Source organism: Variovorax sp. SPNA7 (assembly GCF_033807855.1).
Taxonomy (GTDB): Bacteria; Pseudomonadota; Gammaproteobacteria; order Burkholderiales; family Burkholderiaceae_C; genus Variovorax; species Variovorax beijingensis.
Map to the genome: position 1 here is coordinate 5466502 of NZ_CP138513.1, position 17136 is coordinate 5483637.

The following is a 17136-nucleotide window of genomic DNA, read 5'->3' on the forward strand; positions in this document are numbered from 1 at the left end:
CTGCGGTGCGAGCTTGCTTGGGGCGGCCCGGCGCGGCGCTCACGCTCATGCGCGTGCCCCCGATGATGTAATCCAAGCCGACGGTTTTAACTGACACGCAGTTTCTCTGCAGGAGGTGGGTTTTGGACCAGGTGCTCTTGATCACGGGCGGCAGCCGCGGCATCGGCGCCGCCACGGCCCTGCTGGCGGCGCAGCGCGGCTACGCGGTGGCCGTCAACTACGCGAACAACTCGCTCGCCGCCGACGAGGTGGTGCGCGCCATCCGCGCGGGCGGCGGCAGCGCCATGGCCGTGCAGGCCGACGTGGGCGACGAGGCCCAGGTGCTGGCCATGTTCGAGAAGGTCGATGCCAGGCTCGGCCGGCTCACGGCGCTGGTCAACAACGCCGGCGTCGTCGACGTGCAGGCCCGGGTCGACGAAATGAGCGTGGCGCGCCTGGAGCGCATGTTCCGCATCAACGTGATCGGCAGCTTCATCTGCGCGCGCGAGGCGGTCCGGCGCATGAGCACCCGGCACGGCGGATCGGGCGGCGCCATCGTCAACGTCTCGAGCGGCGCCGCGCGGCTGGGCTCGCCCGGCCAGTACGTCGACTACGCGGCCAGCAAGGGCGCCATCGACACCTTCACCATCGGCCTGGCCAAGGAAGTGGCCGCCGAGGGCATCCGCGTCAACGCGGTGCGCCCGGGCCTGATCGACACCGAGATCCACGCCTCCGGCGGCATGCCCGAGCGCGCCTTCGAGCTCGCGCCCACCGTGCCGATGCAGCGCACCGGCAGCGCCGAGGAAATTGCCGGCGCGATCCTGTGGCTGCTGTCCGCCGAAGCGAGCTACACCACCATGGCGCTGCTCGACGTGACCGGGGGAAGGTAAGCATGAGCACCTCGATGGACCTGATCAAGCCGCTGGTCACGCTGGTGGCCATCGTCAACCCGCTGGCCATCGTGCCCTTCTTCATCCACTACACCCAGGGCTATTCCGATGCGCAGCGCCGGCACACGGTGCGCATGTCGGCCTTCAGCGCCTTCGTGGTGATTGCGGTCAGCGCGCTGATCGGGCTGCAGCTGCTGGCGTTCTTCGGCATCTCGATTGCCAGCTTCCAGGTGGGCGGCGGGCTGCTGCTGCTCATGAGCTCGCTGTCGATGCTCAATGCCAAGCCGGCCGAGAGCAAGACCAATGTCGAGGAGCTGCGGGCCACCGAGGTCAAGGCCTCGATGGGCGCCTCGATCGCGGTGGTGCCGCTCACCATTCCGCTGCTCACCGGGCCGGCCACCATATCGACCGTGGTGATCTATGCCGACAAGACGCAGCACCTGTGGGAGCTCGGGCTGCTGGTGGGCTATGGCGTGGTGGTGGCACTGGCCACAGCGCTGGCGTTTTCGCTGGCGCAGCCGATTGCGCGCGTGCTCGGCAAGACGGGCATCAACATCATGACGCGGCTCATGGGCCTGATCCTCGCCGCGCTCGCGGTCGAGGTCATGGCCGACGGCCTGGGCAAGCTGTTCCCGATCCTGCAGCGCGTGGGCTGACGCCCTTCAGCCCAGCATCTTCTCGATGACTCGCCAGTGCGCGGGCTCGACCGGCGTGATCGACAGCCGGTTGCCCTTGCGCAGCACGACGAGATCGGCCAGCTCGGGCCTGGCGCGCAGCTCGGGCAGCGGCAGCAGCCGCGTCTTGCGCACGGCCTGCACGTCGACCAGCAGCCAGCGCGGATCGTCCTTCTTCGAGGCCGGGTCGTAGTAGGGCGACTTCGGGTCGAACTGTGTCGGGTCGGGCTTGATGCCCGAGGCCACGCGCGCAATGCCCGCGATGCCGGGCTCGGGGCAGCTCGAGTGATAGAACAGCACGCCGTCGCCGACCTTCATGCCGTCGCGCATGAAGTTGCGTGCCTGATAGTTGCGCACGCCGGTCCACGCCACGGTGGCGCCGGGTGCGGCAAGCGCGTCGTCGATCGAGACCTCGTCGGGCTCGGATTTCATCAGCCAGTAGTTGGGCATGGTCCCGCTATGGTGTCACATAGTCGGACACGACGACCCATTTCCCATCCTTGATCTGGGACAAGCGGGACTGGTCGTTGCCCAGGCGCTTGGTGGCGGTGTAGGTGCTCTTCGCGCTGCCGAACATGTCGGGCTCGAAGGTCATGCTGTCCATGGCCTTGATGAAGCTGTCGGTCGAGAGGTTCGGGCCGGCCTTCTGCGCCGCCTTGATGAACGAATCGATGATGACGTAGCCGTACACCGAGAACACCGTCGGGTCTTCGTTGAACTTGGTCTTGTACTTGTTGGCCCAGAAGCGCAGCGGCTGCGACTGCTCGTCGGTGTAGGGGTTCTGCACCGTCATGGTGGCGTAGATGCCGTCCATCGCCTTGCCGCCGAGCTTGTGGATCAGGTCGGTGTAAGCCGCGCTCGAACCCAGGAAGGTCGGGTTGAAGCCGGTCTTGCGCGCCTCGCCCACGGTGCCGATGGTCTCGCGGATGATGGTGCCGAGCACCACGAGGTCGCAGTTGGCAGCCTTCATCTTGGCGACCTGCGAGCTGAAGTCGGTGGCGCCGCGCTTGAACGAGGTTTTTTCGGCCAGCTCCAAGCCGGCGGTCTTCAGGCCGGCCTCGGCGCCGCGCTGCACCTCGAGCCCGAACTCGTCGTCCTGGTAGATGGTGCAGACCTTCTTGGCGCCCTTCTCCTTGATCATCTTGGGCAGCGCCAGGCGGATCTGGTCGTAGTAGGTGGCGGCGAACGAATACTTGAGCCGGTGCAGCGGGTCGTACATCTCGCGCGCCGCGGTGATCGGCATGAAGTTGACGATGTTCTTCTCGAACTGCACCGGCATGGCCGCCATGTTCTGCGCCGTGCCGATGTGGCCGGCCATGATGAAGATCTTCTCCTGGTTGACCAGCTTCTGCGCCGCAAGCACGGCCTTCTTCGGGTCGTAGCCCGAGTCCTCGACGAAGAGCTTGAGCTTGCGGCCGTGGATGTTGCCCTGCTCGTTGAGTTCGTCCACGCGCAGCTGCATGCCGTTGCGCGCCTGCTTGCCGAAGCCTGCGAGCGGGCCCGACAGGTCCTGGATGGTGCCGATGCGGATCTCGTCCTTGCTCACGCCCTGTTGCTGCTGCGCGGACGCGAACGCTGCGGCCAGGCCCAGCACGGCCAGGGTCGTCACTGTCTTGAGCTTCATGGGGTTGTCTCCTCGGGTTGGCGAAAATGATTCAGCGGTACATGGCGTCGATGCGCTCGGCGTATTTCGTCTGCACCAGCTTGCGCTTGAGCTTCATCGTCGGCGTGAGCTCCTCGTCCTCGGCGCTCAGCTGCGTTTCGAGCAGGAAGAACTTCTTGATCTGCTCGACCCGCGCAAACTTCGCGTTGACGCGGTCGATCTCGCCCTGGATCAGGTCCAGCACCTCCTGCGCGCGCGTCAGGCTTTCGTAGTTGCTGAACGGCACGTCGTGGTCCTGCGCAAACTTCTCGACGTTCTCCTGGTCGATCATGACGATCACCGTGAGGTAGGGTTTCTTGTCGCCGATCACCACTGCGTCGGTGATGTAGGGGCTGAACTTGAGCTCGTTCTCCAGCTCGCTCGGCGTGATGTTCTTCCCCCCTGCCGTGATGATGATGTCCTTCATGCGGTCGGTGATGCGGAAATACCCTCCCGCGTCGACCGTTCCCACGTCGCCGGTGTGCAGCCAGCCGTCGGCGTCGATGGTCTCGGCGGTCTTCTCGGGCAGGTTGAGGTAGCCCATGAAGACATTGGGGCCGCGCACCAGGATCTCGCCGGTCTGCGGATCGAGGCGCACCTCGTTGTAGCTGGTGGCCGGCCCGATCGAGCCCGGCATGATGCGCGACGGCGGCACGCCGGTGGAGGCGCCGCACGATTCCGTCATGCCCCAGACCTCCAGCATGGGCACGCCCAGCGCCAGGTACCAGCGCACGAGCTCGGGCGAGATCGGCGCCGCACCGGTCACGAGGAAGCGCGCGCGGTGGATGCCGATGAGCTTGCGCACGTTGTCCAGCGCCAGCCAGCGCGCCAGGCGGAACTTCAAGCGCAGCCAGGCGCCCACCGGCCGCCCTTCGAGCACGCGATCGGCGATCTGCCGGCCCACGCCGATGCTCCAGCCGTAGGCAGCCTGCTGCAGGCGGCTGGCTTCCTTCAGCGCGATCATCACGCCCGAATAGAACTTCTCCCACACGCGCGGCACGGCGGTGAACACGGTGGGCGAAATCTCGCGCACGTTCTCGGGCACCGTCTCCGGGTTCTCGACGAAGTTGAGGATCGAGCCGGTGTACATCGCGAAGTATTCGCCGCCCATGCGCTCGGCGATGTGGCACAGCGGCAGGAAGCACATGCGCTCGTCGCCCTCGCCCTGCGCCAGCAGGGTGTTGTAGCCGCGCATGGTGTAGACCAGCCCGCGGTGGCTGTGCATCGCGCCCTTGGGCTTGCCGGTGGTGCCCGAGGTGTAGACCAGGATCGCGAGGTCTTCGGGCCGGCAGGCGGCGATGCGCTGCTCCAGCGCCTGCGGATGGGCCTGCAGGTAATCGCGGCCGAGTGCGCGCAGGGCGTCCAGGCTGATGACGCCGGGATCGTCGAGCTCGCGCAGGCCTTCCATGTCGAACACGACGACCTTGCGCAGCATCGGCAATTGCGCGCGCACCTCGAGCGCCTTGTCGAGCTGCTCGTCGTCCTCGACGAAGAGCACGGTGGTGCGCGAGTCCTCGCAGAGGTAGTGCACCTGCGAGGCCGCGTCGGTGGGATAGATGCCGTTGGACACGCCGCCGCAGCTGAGCACGGCCACGTCGCACAGCACCCATTCGATGACGGTGTTGGCAAGGATCGACGCGCACTCGCCCTGGCCAAAGCCGAGCGCCAGCAGGCCGCCCGCGATCTCGCGCACGGCCTCGGCGGTTTGCCGCCAGGTCCATGCGCGCCAGATGCCGAATTCCTTCTGCCGCATCCAGACCTTGTCGGCGCGCAGCTCCACGGCCTTCCAGAACACGGCCGGGATGGTGTCGCCCGGCACGGCGATGCCCGGACTCGGCTGCAGGTGCGCCAGGTCCCAGAGGCCGGCGGGAGCGCGCAGGGCGGTTGTGCTCATGCCGTCATCTCCAGGTCTTCTTCTTTTTCCAGCGCCGCTCGCCGCGCACGCCGTCGTCCTTGACGCCGAGGTAGAACTCCTTGATGTCTTCTTTCTCGCGCAGGCGTTCGCAGGTGTCTTCCATGACGATGCGGCCGTTCTCGAGCACGTAGCCGTGGTCGGAGGCGTTGAGCGCCATGTTGGCGTTCTGCTCCACCAGCAGGATGGTGGTGCCGCGTTCGCGGTTGATGCGCACGACGATCTCGAAGATCTCCTTCGTCAGCTTGGGGCTGAGGCCAAGGCTGGGTTCGTCGAGCAGGATGAGATGCGGCGCGGCCATGATGGCGCGCGAGATGGCGAGCATCTGCTGCTGGCCGCCCGAGAGCAGGCCGGCGTCCTGCGTGGCGCGTTCGCGCAGGATCGGAAAATAGGCATAGACGCTCTCCATGTCGCGCGCCACGCCGTCGCGGTCCTTGCGGGTGTAGGCGCCCATCAGCAGGTTGTCCTTCACTGACAGCAGCGGGAACACCTCGCGGCCTTCGGGCACGTGGCTCAGGCCCTGCTGCACGATGTGGGCCGGGTCCTTGGCGGTGATGTCCTTGCCCTGGAATTCGATGCTGCCTTTTCTCGGGTCGATGATTCCGGAGATCGTTTTCAGGATGGTCGTCTTGCCCGCCCCGTTGGAGCCGAGGACCGTCACGATTTCGCCCTGCCTGACTTTCAGGCTCACGCCTCTGATGGCCTTGATGGGGCCGTAGGCGCTCTCGACGTTGAGCAGCTGGAGGACGACGTCGGTCACTTCGTTGTCCCTCGAATGTTCGACAAGGGCGGGGAGCGGCGTTGGGGCCCATGCCCCGGGCGGGCCGACGTCACCGGCCGCTTCGCGGCTCCCCTGCGCTGCTCACGACAGGCGGGGTCTCGCAGAACTCGCTCCACTGCGTTGCGCTCAGACAGCTGCGAGCCCTGATCCGCCTGTCGCTGCGCTGCTCGGCGGTGCCTCAACGGCCCGCCCGGGGCATGGGCCCCAACGCCGAGGGCACGCTCGGGGTCGTTCCTCCACTCCCAAGCCCGGTGTGCGGTGCGGGGTGGGCGCCCCCTCTGTGCCGCCGAGGAGCGCAGCGTTTCGCGGATCAGGGCTCGCAGCTGTTTGAGCGAAGCGAGTTCTGCGAGACCCCGCGAAACGCGAGCACCGCAGGGGAGCCGCGAAGCGGCCGGCATAGTGGGGGCGACCGCCCCGCACCGCACACCGGGCGTCTCCAACGAAGCAGCGAACAAGACATTCACGCCGCCACCCTCCTCAAGCTGCTCACGTCATCCACAGTCCCAAGATAGGCCTCGACAACCCGCGAATCAGCCTGCACCTCGCGTGGCGTACCAGTGGCCAGCACCTCGCCCATGTTCATCGCCAGCACACGGTCCGACACCTTCGACACCAGGGACATATCGTGCTCGACCATCAGCACCGAAACACCCAGCTCATGCTGGATGTCCTGAATCCAGAACGCCATGTCGGCCGTCTCCTCGACGTTGAGCCCCGACGACGGCTCATCGAGCAGCAGCAGCTTCGGCTCGGTGCACAGCGCACGCGCGAGCTCCACCACCTTGCGCACGCCATAAGGCAAACCGGCCACCATCGAATCGCGGTGATGCTGCAAATCCAGGAGTTCGATCACCTGCTCCGCCTTCTCGCGCGCCGCAATCTCCGCACGCCGCGTCGCGGGCGTGAAGAACACCTCGCTCCAGAACCCCGTCTGCCGGTGCGTGTGGCGGCCGATCAGCAGGTTGTGCAGCACCGTCGCATGTTCGAACAGCTCGATGTTCTGGAAGGTGCGCGCAATGCCCAGCGCCGCAATCGCGTGCGGTGCCTGCTGCGTCAGCGCCAAGGGCCCCGCAGCCTCGCCATGCCACGTGATCTCGCCCATCGTCGGCGTGTAGATCCGGCTGATCAGGTTGAACACCGTCGTCTTGCCCGCGCCGTTCGGGCCGATCAGCGTGAACACCTCGCCGCGGCGCACGTCGAAGCTCACCTTGTTGACCGCGAGCACGCCGCCGAAGCGCACGCTCAGGTCCTTCGCGGAAAGAAGAACGTCGCTGCTGCTGCTCATCTCAATCGGTCCGACTTGGTGAACGACTTCTGCCGCTTGAACAATCCCTTGCGGTAGAACGGGAAGAGCTGCAGCCAGGTACGGATCTTGAGCCAGCGGCCATACAGCCCCAGCGGTTCGAACAGCACGAAGGCGATCAGCACCACGCCGTACACCAGCCCCTGCAGCCCCGGCGCCTGGCCGATCACGGCCGGCAGCCAGTCCTTGCCCATCGAGATCAGCTGCGGCATCGCGATCAGGAAGATCGCGCCCAGGAACGCGCCATGCACCGAACCCAGGCCGCCGATCACCACCATCAGCAGCAGGTCGATCGACTGCAGGATGTTGAACTGGTCCGGCGAGATGAAGCTCAGCTTGTGCGCATACAGCGCACCGCCCAGGCCCGCGAGCGCGGCCGAGATCGCGAACGACATCGTCTTGTAGCGCGCGAGGTGAATGCCCATGCTCTGCGCCGAAATCTCCGAATCGCGGATCGCGACGAAGGCGCGGCCGGTCGGCGAGCGCAGCAGGTTCAGGATGCCGAGCGTGCTGAGCACCGCCACCACCAGGCACAGAAAGTAGAAACCGTTGCCCGATCCGAGCGACCAGCCGAAGAGCTGCGGCGACTTCACATGCAGCCCCGCGTTGCCGCCTGTCACGCTCTCCCAGCGCGCGAACACTTCCTCCACGATAAAGCCGAACGACAGCGTGGCGATACCCAGGTAGATGCCCTTCACGCGCAAGGCCGGCAGCGCCACCACCACGCCCACCGCCGCCGACAGCGCCGCGGCTGCGACCAGCGCAATCGGAAACGGCACGCCCAGGTTCGTCAGCACGCCCTGCGTGTAGGCACCCGCACCAAGGAACGCGGCGTGCCCGATCGAGAACTGCCCCGTGAAGCCCGCCAGCAGCATCAGCCCCAGCCCGACGATGCCGTAGATCAGCACGAAGGTCAGCTGCGCGAGCCAGTACTCGTCGATCGCCCATGGCGCGACGACGAGGAACGCCGCGAGCAGGCCGTACCAGAACACATGGCCGCCGTGCCGCGCGAGGCGGATGTCCTGGTCGTAGCTGGTCTTGAAGATGAAGCGCATGAATCAGGTCCGTCGCCGGGCCGCCCCAAGGCGGACCTGCGCCCCCTCGGGGGGCAGCGAGTACACGAAGTGACGAGCGTGGGGGCACATGCTTTTACACCTTCTTGCGCAGCTTTTCGCCGAACAATCCGTTGGGCTTGATCATCAGCATCAGCAGCACCACGATGTACGGCGCCGTGTCCTTGAAGCCGTCGGGCAGGTAGAAGCCCGCGAACGATTCGACGATGCCGATCACCAGCCCGCCGACGATCGCACCTGGCAGGCTGCCGAAGCCGCCCACCACCGCGGCCGGAAAGGCCTTGAGCCCGATGAAGCCCATGTTCGCGTGCACGAAGGTGATGGGCGCGAGCAGCATGCCGGCGATGGCTGCGACCGCTGCAGCGAGCCCCCACACCAACCCGTTCAGGCGCTTCACCGGAATGCCCATGTAGTACGCGGCGAGCTGGTTCTGCGACGAGGCCTGCATCGCGATGCCGAGCTTGCTGTAGCGGAACATCGCGAACAGCAGGCCGCACAGGATGGCGGTCGCGATGATGATCGCGAGCTGTTCGAGGTTGACCACCAGTTCGCCCAGCTTCCAGATCTGGTCCTTGTAGGGCACGGGTAGCGTGTGGGTGTCGGTGCCGATGCCCGGCACCATGGTGATGAGCCCGCGCGCCACGTAGGCGATGCCGATGGTGAGCATCACGATGGAGAACTGCGGCTGCCCGAGGATCGGGCGGATCACCACCAGCTCGAGCAGCACGCCGAAGGCGGCCATCGCCACCACCGCAAGAAGGGCCGCGAGCCAGAACGGCAGGCCGAACAGCGACATGCCGGCAAACGCACCGAAGGCGCCGAGCATCATCAGGTCGCCCTGCGCGAAGCTCACGGTTTCGGTGGCCTTGTAGATCAGCACGAAGCCCAGCGCAATCAGCCCGTAGATGCAACCTTGCGCAATGCCCGACAGCAGGAGTTGGAGTATCTGCATGGGGCTTCCTTGCGACTACTGCCTGAAGCCGCCGGCCGCGTCGTGCAGCGCGAGGCGGCGCGAGCCCGCCAGGATGTCGCTGGGCTTCAGGCCGTAGACCTGGCGGATCGAATGGCTGAAGTGCGTCGAATCGGGGTAGCCGGTGTCCAGCGCGATGTCGGTCAGCGTGCTGGCCTGGCGCACGTAGCGCAGCAGGCTGCGCGCGCGCTTCCAGGCGCGGAAGGCGCGGAACGCCATGCCGGTTTCCTGCTTGAACAGATGCAGGAAGCGCGAGAAGGAAAGGTGCACCGAGGCCGCGCAGTCTTCGGCCGAGGTGGGTGCGGCCGGGTCGGCGTTGATGGCGTCGATCACCTTGCGGATGCGCGCATCGAGCGCGCGCGGCGCCAGCGGCTCGCCGAAGAACAGCGCATCGAAGTCGAAGCCGTCGAAGTTGATGCCGCGGCCCGACGCGGCAAGCAGGTGTGCATGGGCGCCGCGCATGCGCCGCACGAAGGCCGGTGCATCGACCGGACCGCAGTGCTGCATGAAGGCCGGCATGCGCGCGGGATCGACCGACTCCGATTCGATCAGCAGGTTGAAGATGAGCGGATGCGCGCTTTCCACGCGGTGCGGCACCTGCGGCGGCACCACCAGCAGTTCGCCCGTCTGCCAGGCGCCGCCGCCGATGCACAGGCGGTTCGGCGGCGCGCCCGCGGGCGACACGTACACGCCGTGCCCGCCCATCGTGCGCTCGGCGGCGGCCCCGAGCAGCCCGGCGTAGAACACGCGCTGGTGCGTGAGCCACATCAGGCGCTCCCCGCGCTGCGCGCCGCCGCTTTCGGGCGGCGCCGTCTTCGTTCGCTGCATGGTGTCTGTCTCCTGCATCGGGCCGCCGCCGGCCTGGGGCCGGCGTTGCGTTGGCTGGATCGTAGCGGCGGGGGCCGGCGGCGCGGCGTGCATTTGCGCGGGGACTTTCCCTAGGCCGGCCTAAGCCGGCGCGAACGCGCGGCGCAGTTCGGCGCAGCACAGCGCGATCGCCGTATCGGCCTCGTCGAGCACCTTGCCCATGGTGATGAAGCCGTGGATCTGGCGCTCGAAGCAGACGTACGCGGCGCGGTTGCCGGCGGCGGTCAATGCCTCGGCGTAGGCCATGCCTTCGTCGCGCAGCGGGTCGTAGCCGGCCGTGAGCACCAGCGCGGGCGGCAGGCCCGAGAGATCGGCGTGCAGCAACGGCGATGCCCGCCAGTCGAGGTCGTGCCGGGCGTCGTCGATGTAGTGGTCGTGGAAGTAGGCCATCGTGTCGCGGGTCAGGAGGTAGCCCTGGCCGTTGGCCTGGTGCGAGGGATGGCCGCGGCGCATGTCGGTGGCCGGATAGATCAGCAGCTGGAAGGCGATCGGCAGGTCGCCGGCATCGCGCGCCGCAATGGCCGCCACCGCCGCGAGGTTGCCGCCCGCGCTGTCGCCGCCCACCGCGAGGCGGCCGGCATCGAGGCCGAGCGAGGCGGCTTCGCGACGCACCCAGCGGGTGGCGGCCAGCACGTCGTCGACCGCGGCCGGGAAGCGATGCTCGGGCCCCATGCGGTAGTCGATCGAGGCGACCGCGCAGCCTGCGCCGTTGGCAAGCGAGCGGCACAGCACGTCATGCGTGTCGAGGTCGCCGATGACCCAGCCGCCGCCGTGGAAGTACACGAGCACCGGCAGCGCGGCATCGGGCGTGGAACCCAGCGGGCGGTACAGGCGCACCGGGATGGTGCCGTGCGGCCCGTCGGCCTCCAGCCCGCGGACTTCGGCGACCGGCGGGGCTTCGGGTTGCGTGGCGGTGCGCCGCTCGCGATAGAAGGCGCGCGCCTCGGCCGGCGAAAGCGTGTGGGTCGGCGGGATGCCGCGCGCCTCGATGAAGTCGAGCAAGGCGCGCGCCTGGGGATGCAGCATGGTGTCTCCGGTGGATCGGTCCGACCATGCCCGCGCCGCCCTGGCGCGGCTTGCGAAAACTGGCTATGCCTTGCGCGGCTTCACGCGCGAGGCGGCTTCCTTGGCGAGCCTGCGCGCCGTGCCGGTATCGGCCGCATGCACCAGCGCCACGCCCATGCGGCGCTTGGCAAAGCTCTCGGGCTTGCCGAACAGGCGGATGTCGCTGCCGGGCACCTGCAGCGCCTGGGCCACGCCGTCGAAGGCAATGCCGGCGGCATCGACGCCGCCGTAGATCACGGCGCTCGCGCCCGGGCTCTTGAGCGAGGTGTCGACCGGCAGGCCGAGGATGGCGCGCGCATGCAGCTCGAACTCGTTCTGCCATTGCGTGGCCATGGTCACCATGCCGGTGTCGTGCGGACGCGGGCTCACTTCGCTGAACCAGACCTCGTCGCCCTTCACGAACAGCTCGACGCCGAACAGGCCCTGGCCGCCGAGGTCGGACGTGACGGCCTCGGCAATCTGCTGCGCCTTCTGCAGCGCGGCCGGCGCCATCGGGTGCGGCTGCCAGCTTTCGACGTAGTCGCCGCTCACCTGCACATGGCCGATGGGTTCGCAGAACTGGGTCTGCACCGCACCGGCCGCATCCCTGGCGCGCACGGTCAGCAGCGTGATCTCGTAGTCGAAGTCGATGAAGCCCTCGACGATCACGCGGCCGTGGCTCACGCGGCCGCCGGCCATGGCGTAGTCCCAGGCCTTCTGCACGTCGGCCGGACCGTCGATCTTGCTCTGGCCCTTGCCGGAGCTGCTCATCACGGGCTTGACGATGCAGGGGTAGCCGATGCCGGCATCGATGGCCGCCTGCAGCTCGGCCAGCGAGTCGCAGAACTTGTAGGGGCTGGTGGGCACGCCCAGCGTCTCGGCGGCCAGGCGGCGGATGCCTTCGCGGTCCATCGTGAGGCGGGCGGCGCGGGCGGTGGGAATCACGCGCACCACGCCGGCGTCTTCGAGCTGCTGCAGCATCGGCGTGGCGATGGCCTCGATCTCGGGCACCACGAGCATGGGCTTCTCGGCCTCGATCAGGGCCTTGAGCTGCTCGGGGTCGCTCATGGTGATGGTGCGCGCGTGGTGCGCCACCTGCTGGCCCGGCGCGTTCTCGTAGCGGTCGACCGCGATGGTCTCGACGCCGAGGCGCTGCAGGGCGATCAGCACCTCCTTGCCGAGTTCGCCGGAGCCCAGCAGCATCACGCGGGTGGCCGAGGGGGAAAGAGGGGTGCCGAGGGTGGTCATGGTCGGAGTCGGAAAAGGGGAGGAAAAAGCAATCGCCGCACTGTAAGCCACCCGCGCACCGCCTGTGTCACGCGCGGCAACGGCGCCCCGGCGGGGCTGCTTCACAATCGATCTCCTGCCGCGGTGGCGCATCCACCCGCTCCCTTTTTCTTCCGCTTTTATTCTTCAAGGAGTTTTCTCATGACGATTCAGACCGTCGGCATCATCGGCGCCGGAACAATGGGCAACGGCATCGCGCAGGCCTGCGCGGTGTCGGGCGTCAACGTGGTGATGATCGATGTCGCGCAGGCGGCGGTCGACAAGGGCCTGGCCACCGTCTCGGGCAGCCTCGACCGCCTGATCAAGAAGGAAAAGCTCACGGCCGAGCAGAAGACCGCGGCGCTTGCGCTGATCAAGGGCTCGACCAACTACGACGACCTGAAGGGCGCGCAGCTGGTGATCGAGGCCGCCACCGAGAACCACGCGCTCAAGCTCAAGATCCTCAAGCAGGTCGACGAGCTGCTGGCGCCCGAGGTGATCATCGCGTCGAACACCTCGTCGATCTCGATCACGCAGCTCGCGGCCGCCACCTCGCGCGCCGACCGCTTCATCGGCATGCACTTCTTCAACCCGGTGCCGATGATGGCGCTGGTGGAGCTGATCCGCGGCTATCTCACGAGCGACGCCACGCACGATGCCGTCAAGGCGCTGGCCGAGAAGCTCGGCAAGTCGCCGATCACCGTGAAGAACGCGCCGGGCTTCGTCGTCAACCGCATCCTGGTGCCGATGATCAACGAGGCCTTCTTCGTGCTGTCCGAAGGCATCGCCACGGCCGAGGACATCGACGCCGGCATGAAGCTGGGCTGCAACCAGCCCATCGGCCCGCTGGCGCTGGCCGACATGATCGGCCTGGACGTGTGCCTGGCTGTGATGGAGGTCTACCTTGAGCAGTTCGGCGACTCCAAGTACCGCCCCTGCCCGTTGCTGAAGGAGATGGTGGCTGCGGGCCAGCTGGGCCGCAAGACCGGACGGGGCGTCTACACCTACTGATCCGGCGTCCAGCAAAAACAAGGAGACAAGCGCCATGACCGCCACGCCTACCACCCCACCCGCAGAAGGCTGCATCGACACCCAGGTGATCGGCCACGTGCTGCTGATCGGCATCAATCGCCCGGCCAAGCGCAACGGCTGGACGCCGCCGATGTTCCGGCAACTGGCCGAGGCCTACACCCGGCTGGACGACGACCCCGCGCTGCGCGTGGGCGTGCTGCATGCCTTCGGCGACCACTTCACGGCCGGGCTCGACCTGCCGGCGGTCACCGAGTACATGAAGCGCGGCGAGAAGGCGGTGCCGGCCGGCCTGGTGGAGCCGCACGACTTCGGCCTGCCCGGCTACCGCCGCCGCACCAAGCCGATGGTGGCGGCGGTCAAGGGCATCTGCTTCACGGTGGGCATCGAGCTGATGCTGGGCGCCGACATCGTGGTGGCGGCCGACAACTGCCGCTTCTCGCAGATGGAAGTACAGCGCGGCATCATGGCCACGGGCGGCGCCACGCTGCGCATGGCCGAACGCGCGGGCGTGGGCAACGCCATGCTGCACCTGCTGACGGCCGACGAGTTCGACAGCGCCGAAGCCTATCGCCTGAATTTCGTGCAGAAGGTGGTGCCGGCCGGGCAGGAACTCGACGCGGCGCTGGCCATTGCACAGCGCATCGCGGCGCAGGCCCCGCTGGCGGTGGTGGCCACGCGGCTGAACGTGATCAAGGCCGTCGAGCACGGGCCGCTCGCGGCCGTGTCGGAATTCATCGAGACGCAGAAGCGCCTGTCCAACAGCGAAGACGCGGCCGAAGGCGTGCGTTCCTTCGTCGAGCGCCGGCCCGCGCGCTTCAGCGGCCGCTGAGACGATGATCGGCCTCTTCCAACGCACGGCGCTCGCTGCCGTCTTCGCACTGCTCGCCGTGAACACCACCACCTCCCTGGCCCAGGCGCCCGCCTCCCCTCCCGATCCCGCGGCCACCTCGGTCGAGGCCATGGGCTGGATGAAGGGCTTTCCACCCCCGCCCGACAGGCTGATCACCTTCGACGATCCGGCCGGCGGCGTGTTTCCGCGCACGCGCTGGAGCTTCTCGCATGTGCGCGAAACCGTGCCCACGGCCAACGTGTGGCGCGGCAGCGGCGCGCCGAGCCCCCTGCCGGCGGCGCCGCGCAGCGACCTCGAGGCCGTGACCTTCAAGCCCCTGGGCAGCGAGGAGACGGTGAGCTTCGGCCAGATGATCCCGCGCACCTACACCGACGGCATCCTGGTGCTGCACCGCGGCCGCGTGGTCTACGAAAAGTACTTCGGCGCGCTCACGCCCGAGCGGCCGCACATCGCGATGTCGGTCACCAAGTCCTTCGTCGGCACGCTGGCGGCCATCCTCGCGGACGAGGGCAGGCTCGACCCGTCGGCGCCCGTCACCCGCTACCTGCCCGAACTCAAGGACACGGCCTACGGCGACGCCACGGTGCGCCAGGTGATGGACATGACCATCGGCGTGCACTACTCCGAGAACTACGCCGACCCGAAGGCCGAGATCTGGGACTATGCGCGCGCCGGCGGCATGCTGGCACAGGGGCCGAACTACACGGGCCCGAAGTCGTTCTACGAATTTCTCACCACGCTGAAGAAGGAAGGCGCGCACGACGCCGCCTTTGCCTACAAGACGGTGAATGCCGAGGTGCTCGCCTGGATGCTGCGCCGCGCCAGCGGCCAGTCGCTCGCCGACCTGCTGAGCGAGAAGATCTGGCGCCGCATCGGCGCCGAGCAGGACGCCTACTTCATGGTCGACCGCATCGGCACCGAGTCGGGCGGCGGCGGACTCAACACCGTGCTGCGCGACCTCGCGCGCTTCGGCGAGACCATGCGCAACGGCGGCCGCGCGCCCAACGGGCAGCAGGCCATTCCAAAGGCGGTGGTCGCGGACATCGCGCGCGGCGCCGACCCGGCCAAGTTCGCCAAGGCCGGCTACGCGCTGCTGCCGGGCTGGTCGTACCGCAACATGTGGTGGGTCACGCACAACCCGCATGGCGCCTACATGGCGCGCGGCATCCACGGCCAGAGCATCTACGTCGATCCGAAGGCGGAAATGGTGATCGTGCGCTATGCCGCGCACCCGGTGGCGGCCAGTGCGGGCAACGACCCGCTCACGCTGCCGGCCTTCCAGGCCGTGGCCGAGGCGCTGATGCGGCCCTGATGAGGCCCTGGATGGGTCAGCCCCGTGCCTGGGCGATCACCAGCAGGCCGTCCATGATCAGGCTCTCGACCAGTTCGAAATGCCCGTTCATCACGGGCGCCATCTTCCAGCCCGCGCCGCCGGTCATGTAGCAGGCGGGCTCGGCGCCGCAATGCGAGCGCACGTGCTGCACCATGCGCTCGACCGCCCCGGCAATGGCATAGGTCCCCCCGCTGGTGAGCGCGTCGCTGGTGTTGGTGGGGAATTCGCGCACCTCGCCGGTCGGCACGTGCAGGCCCGCCGTGCCCGACTCCAGCGCGCGCAGCATGATGCCGTGGCCCGGCAGGATCAGGCCGCCCAGGAACTTGCCGCCGGCATCGATGGCCTCGACCGTCACCGCGGTGCCGATCATCACCACCACCATCGGCCGCGCCGGCCCCGCGTCCAGCATCCGGTGGCGCGCGCCGATCATCGCCACCCAGCGGTCGGCGCCCAGCCGCGTCGGATGGTCGTAGCCGTTGACGATGCCGGCCTCCGCCGCGCTCGACACCACCCAGCGCGGGGCGCAATCGAAGCGCTCGACGATCTGCTCCTCGGCGCGGCGGCGCACCGCGTCGCCGGCCACCACGCAGCCCAGCATGGAGCCGGGCGCGGGCAGGTCGGCCCAAGGGCCGTCGGCCAGCCGCTCGATGTGGTCGAGGAATTCCGCGCCATGCGCCCGAAGTGCGGCCCCCGGATGCGCCGCATCGTAGAGCGCCCATTTGAGGCGGGTATTGCCGATGTCGATCGCGAGGAAGGGGGATGCCATGGGCGGGATTATTGCGACTTTGTTGTCATGGATGCTGGCGCATCGTTGACACACGCGGCGCGGACCTACGCGCCCGTGCCCGGTTTCGCCGCTACATTCGCGATTCCCTCAACCAAGGCGCAAGGAGAGAACCATGGGTTTGCTTAGTTTCATCAAGGAGGCCGGCGAGAAGCTGTTCGGCGGATCGGCGGCGCAGGCGGCCGAGCCGGACGCCAACACCAAGGCCGCGGCAGCCATCAAGACCTACATCGAGACGCAGAATCTCGGTCTCACGGGCCTGGAAGTGACCTACACCGCGAGCAGCGGCGTTGTGACGCTGGCCGGCCAGGCGCCTTCGCAGGAAGCCAGCGAAAAAGCCGCGCTTGCCGCGGGCAACGTGGCCAACGTGACGAGCGTCGACAACAACTTGGTCGCTCCGCCCGCACCGCCGGCGCAGTACCACGACGTGGTGAAGGGCGACACGCTGTCGGCCATCTCCAAGAAGTACTACGGCGACGCCAACAAGTACAACGCGATCTTCGAGGCGAACAAGCCGATGCTGAGCCACCCGGACAAGATCTATCCGGGGCAGAAGCTGCGCATTCCAGCGCTGTGAGCTGATTCGCTCGCGGCTGCGGCAAAAAGGCCCACTGGTATCGGTGGGCCTTTTTTTTATGGGCGCTGGTGTTCGAGGCGTCGCTGTACGGGGCGCGTGCACAGGCCACCGGGTACTCCCCTCCGCGAATGTCCCCCGGCCTGCGGCCTCCTCCTTTAT

General features: G+C 67.7%; 17 protein-coding genes. 6 read left to right on the forward strand and 11 right to left on the reverse strand.

Going from position 1 to position 17136, the window contains the following annotated elements; all coding sequences use genetic code 11:
- Positions 1-122 precede the first annotated feature (122 nt).
- Positions 123-869 carry an SDR family oxidoreductase gene (locus RZE77_RS25660; protein WP_319439827.1) on the forward strand — a complete coding sequence of 249 codons (747 nt, stop codon included), beginning with the start codon at positions 123-125 and terminating at the stop codon, positions 867-869.
- Positions 870-871: 2 nt separating this feature from the next.
- Positions 872-1525, forward strand: coding sequence for a MarC family protein (locus RZE77_RS25665; protein ID WP_015867683.1), 654 nt, complete (start codon positions 872-874; stop codon positions 1523-1525).
- A 6-nt stretch (positions 1526-1531) separates the two neighbouring features.
- On the opposite strand, the gene RZE77_RS25670 is transcribed toward RZE77_RS25665, so the two are convergent.
- The 10 genes from RZE77_RS25670 to purT all read right to left on the reverse strand — a co-directional run bounded on the left by RZE77_RS25670 (position 1532) and on the right by purT (position 12383).
- Positions 1532-1993 carry an EVE domain-containing protein gene (locus RZE77_RS25670; RefSeq protein WP_319439828.1) on the reverse strand — a complete coding sequence of 154 codons (462 nt, stop codon included), beginning with the start codon at positions 1991-1993 and terminating at the stop codon, positions 1532-1534.
- A gap of 7 nt (positions 1994-2000) precedes the next feature.
- Positions 2001-3167 carry an ABC transporter substrate-binding protein gene (locus RZE77_RS25675; protein ID WP_319439829.1) on the reverse strand — a complete coding sequence of 389 codons (1167 nt, stop codon included), beginning with the start codon at positions 3165-3167 and terminating at the stop codon, positions 2001-2003.
- A 31-nt stretch (positions 3168-3198) separates the two neighbouring features.
- Positions 3199-5079 carry an AMP-dependent synthetase/ligase gene (locus tag RZE77_RS25680; protein WP_319439830.1) on the reverse strand — a complete coding sequence of 627 codons (1881 nt, stop codon included), beginning with the start codon at positions 5077-5079 and terminating at the stop codon, positions 3199-3201.
- Between the two features lie 4 nt (positions 5080-5083).
- The gene (locus RZE77_RS25685) at positions 5084-5857 is read right to left on the reverse strand and encodes an ABC transporter ATP-binding protein (RefSeq protein ID WP_018905088.1); all 774 of its coding nucleotides are present in this window, start codon (positions 5855-5857) and stop codon (positions 5084-5086) included.
- A gap of 481 nt (positions 5858-6338) precedes the next feature.
- Positions 6339-7163, reverse strand: a complete 825-nt coding sequence (locus RZE77_RS25690; protein ID WP_319439831.1) for an ABC transporter ATP-binding protein — start codon at positions 7161-7163, stop codon at positions 6339-6341.
- On the reverse strand, positions 7160-8236 hold the full coding sequence (locus tag RZE77_RS25695) for a branched-chain amino acid ABC transporter permease (RefSeq protein WP_319439832.1): 1077 nt from the start codon (positions 8234-8236) through the stop codon (positions 7160-7162). Before RZE77_RS25695 ends, RZE77_RS25690 begins: the two co-directional genes overlap by 4 nt.
- A 94-nt stretch (positions 8237-8330) precedes the next feature.
- Positions 8331-9206 carry a branched-chain amino acid ABC transporter permease gene (locus RZE77_RS25700; protein WP_124961192.1) on the reverse strand — a complete coding sequence of 292 codons (876 nt, stop codon included), beginning with the start codon at positions 9204-9206 and terminating at the stop codon, positions 8331-8333.
- A gap of 15 nt (positions 9207-9221) precedes the next feature.
- Positions 9222-10052, reverse strand: a complete 831-nt coding sequence (locus RZE77_RS25705; RefSeq protein WP_319439833.1) for a helix-turn-helix domain-containing protein — start codon at positions 10050-10052, stop codon at positions 9222-9224.
- A gap of 120 nt (positions 10053-10172) precedes the next feature.
- On the reverse strand, positions 10173-11117 hold the full coding sequence (locus RZE77_RS25710) for an alpha/beta hydrolase (RefSeq protein WP_319439834.1): 945 nt from the start codon (positions 11115-11117) through the stop codon (positions 10173-10175).
- Between the two features lie 63 nt (positions 11118-11180).
- Positions 11181-12383 carry a formate-dependent phosphoribosylglycinamide formyltransferase gene (purT, locus tag RZE77_RS25715; protein ID WP_319439835.1) on the reverse strand — a complete coding sequence of 401 codons (1203 nt, stop codon included), beginning with the start codon at positions 12381-12383 and terminating at the stop codon, positions 11181-11183.
- 180 nt (positions 12384-12563) lie between these two features.
- Here purT and RZE77_RS25720 point away from each other — a divergent pair, with 180 nt between their 5' ends.
- From RZE77_RS25720 to RZE77_RS25730, 3 genes are read left to right on the forward strand one after another with little or no spacing between them, the layout of a single operon-like run.
- Positions 12564-13412, forward strand: coding sequence for a 3-hydroxybutyryl-CoA dehydrogenase (locus RZE77_RS25720; protein ID WP_319439836.1), 849 nt, complete (start codon positions 12564-12566; stop codon positions 13410-13412).
- A 34-nt stretch (positions 13413-13446) separates the two neighbouring features.
- Positions 13447-14262: a crotonase/enoyl-CoA hydratase family protein gene (locus tag RZE77_RS25725; protein ID WP_319439837.1), complete on the forward strand. Its 816-nt coding sequence runs from the start codon at positions 13447-13449 to the stop codon at positions 14260-14262.
- A gap of 4 nt (positions 14263-14266) precedes the next feature.
- The gene (locus RZE77_RS25730) at positions 14267-15595 is read left to right on the forward strand and encodes a serine hydrolase domain-containing protein (protein ID WP_319439838.1); all 1329 of its coding nucleotides are present in this window, start codon (positions 14267-14269) and stop codon (positions 15593-15595) included.
- A 16-nt stretch (positions 15596-15611) separates the two neighbouring features.
- Here the strand turns inward: RZE77_RS25730 and RZE77_RS25735 are convergent, their stop codons facing one another.
- On the reverse strand, positions 15612-16382 hold the full coding sequence (locus tag RZE77_RS25735; RefSeq protein WP_319439839.1) for a type III pantothenate kinase: 771 nt from the start codon (positions 16380-16382) through the stop codon (positions 15612-15614).
- A gap of 133 nt (positions 16383-16515) precedes the next feature.
- Here RZE77_RS25735 and lysM point away from each other — a divergent pair, with 133 nt between their 5' ends.
- A complete protein-coding gene (gene lysM, locus RZE77_RS25740; RefSeq protein ID WP_319439840.1) occupies positions 16516-16977 on the forward strand; it encodes a peptidoglycan-binding protein LysM in 462 nt (153 codons plus the stop codon).
- The last annotated feature ends 159 nt before the right edge of the window (positions 16978-17136 follow it).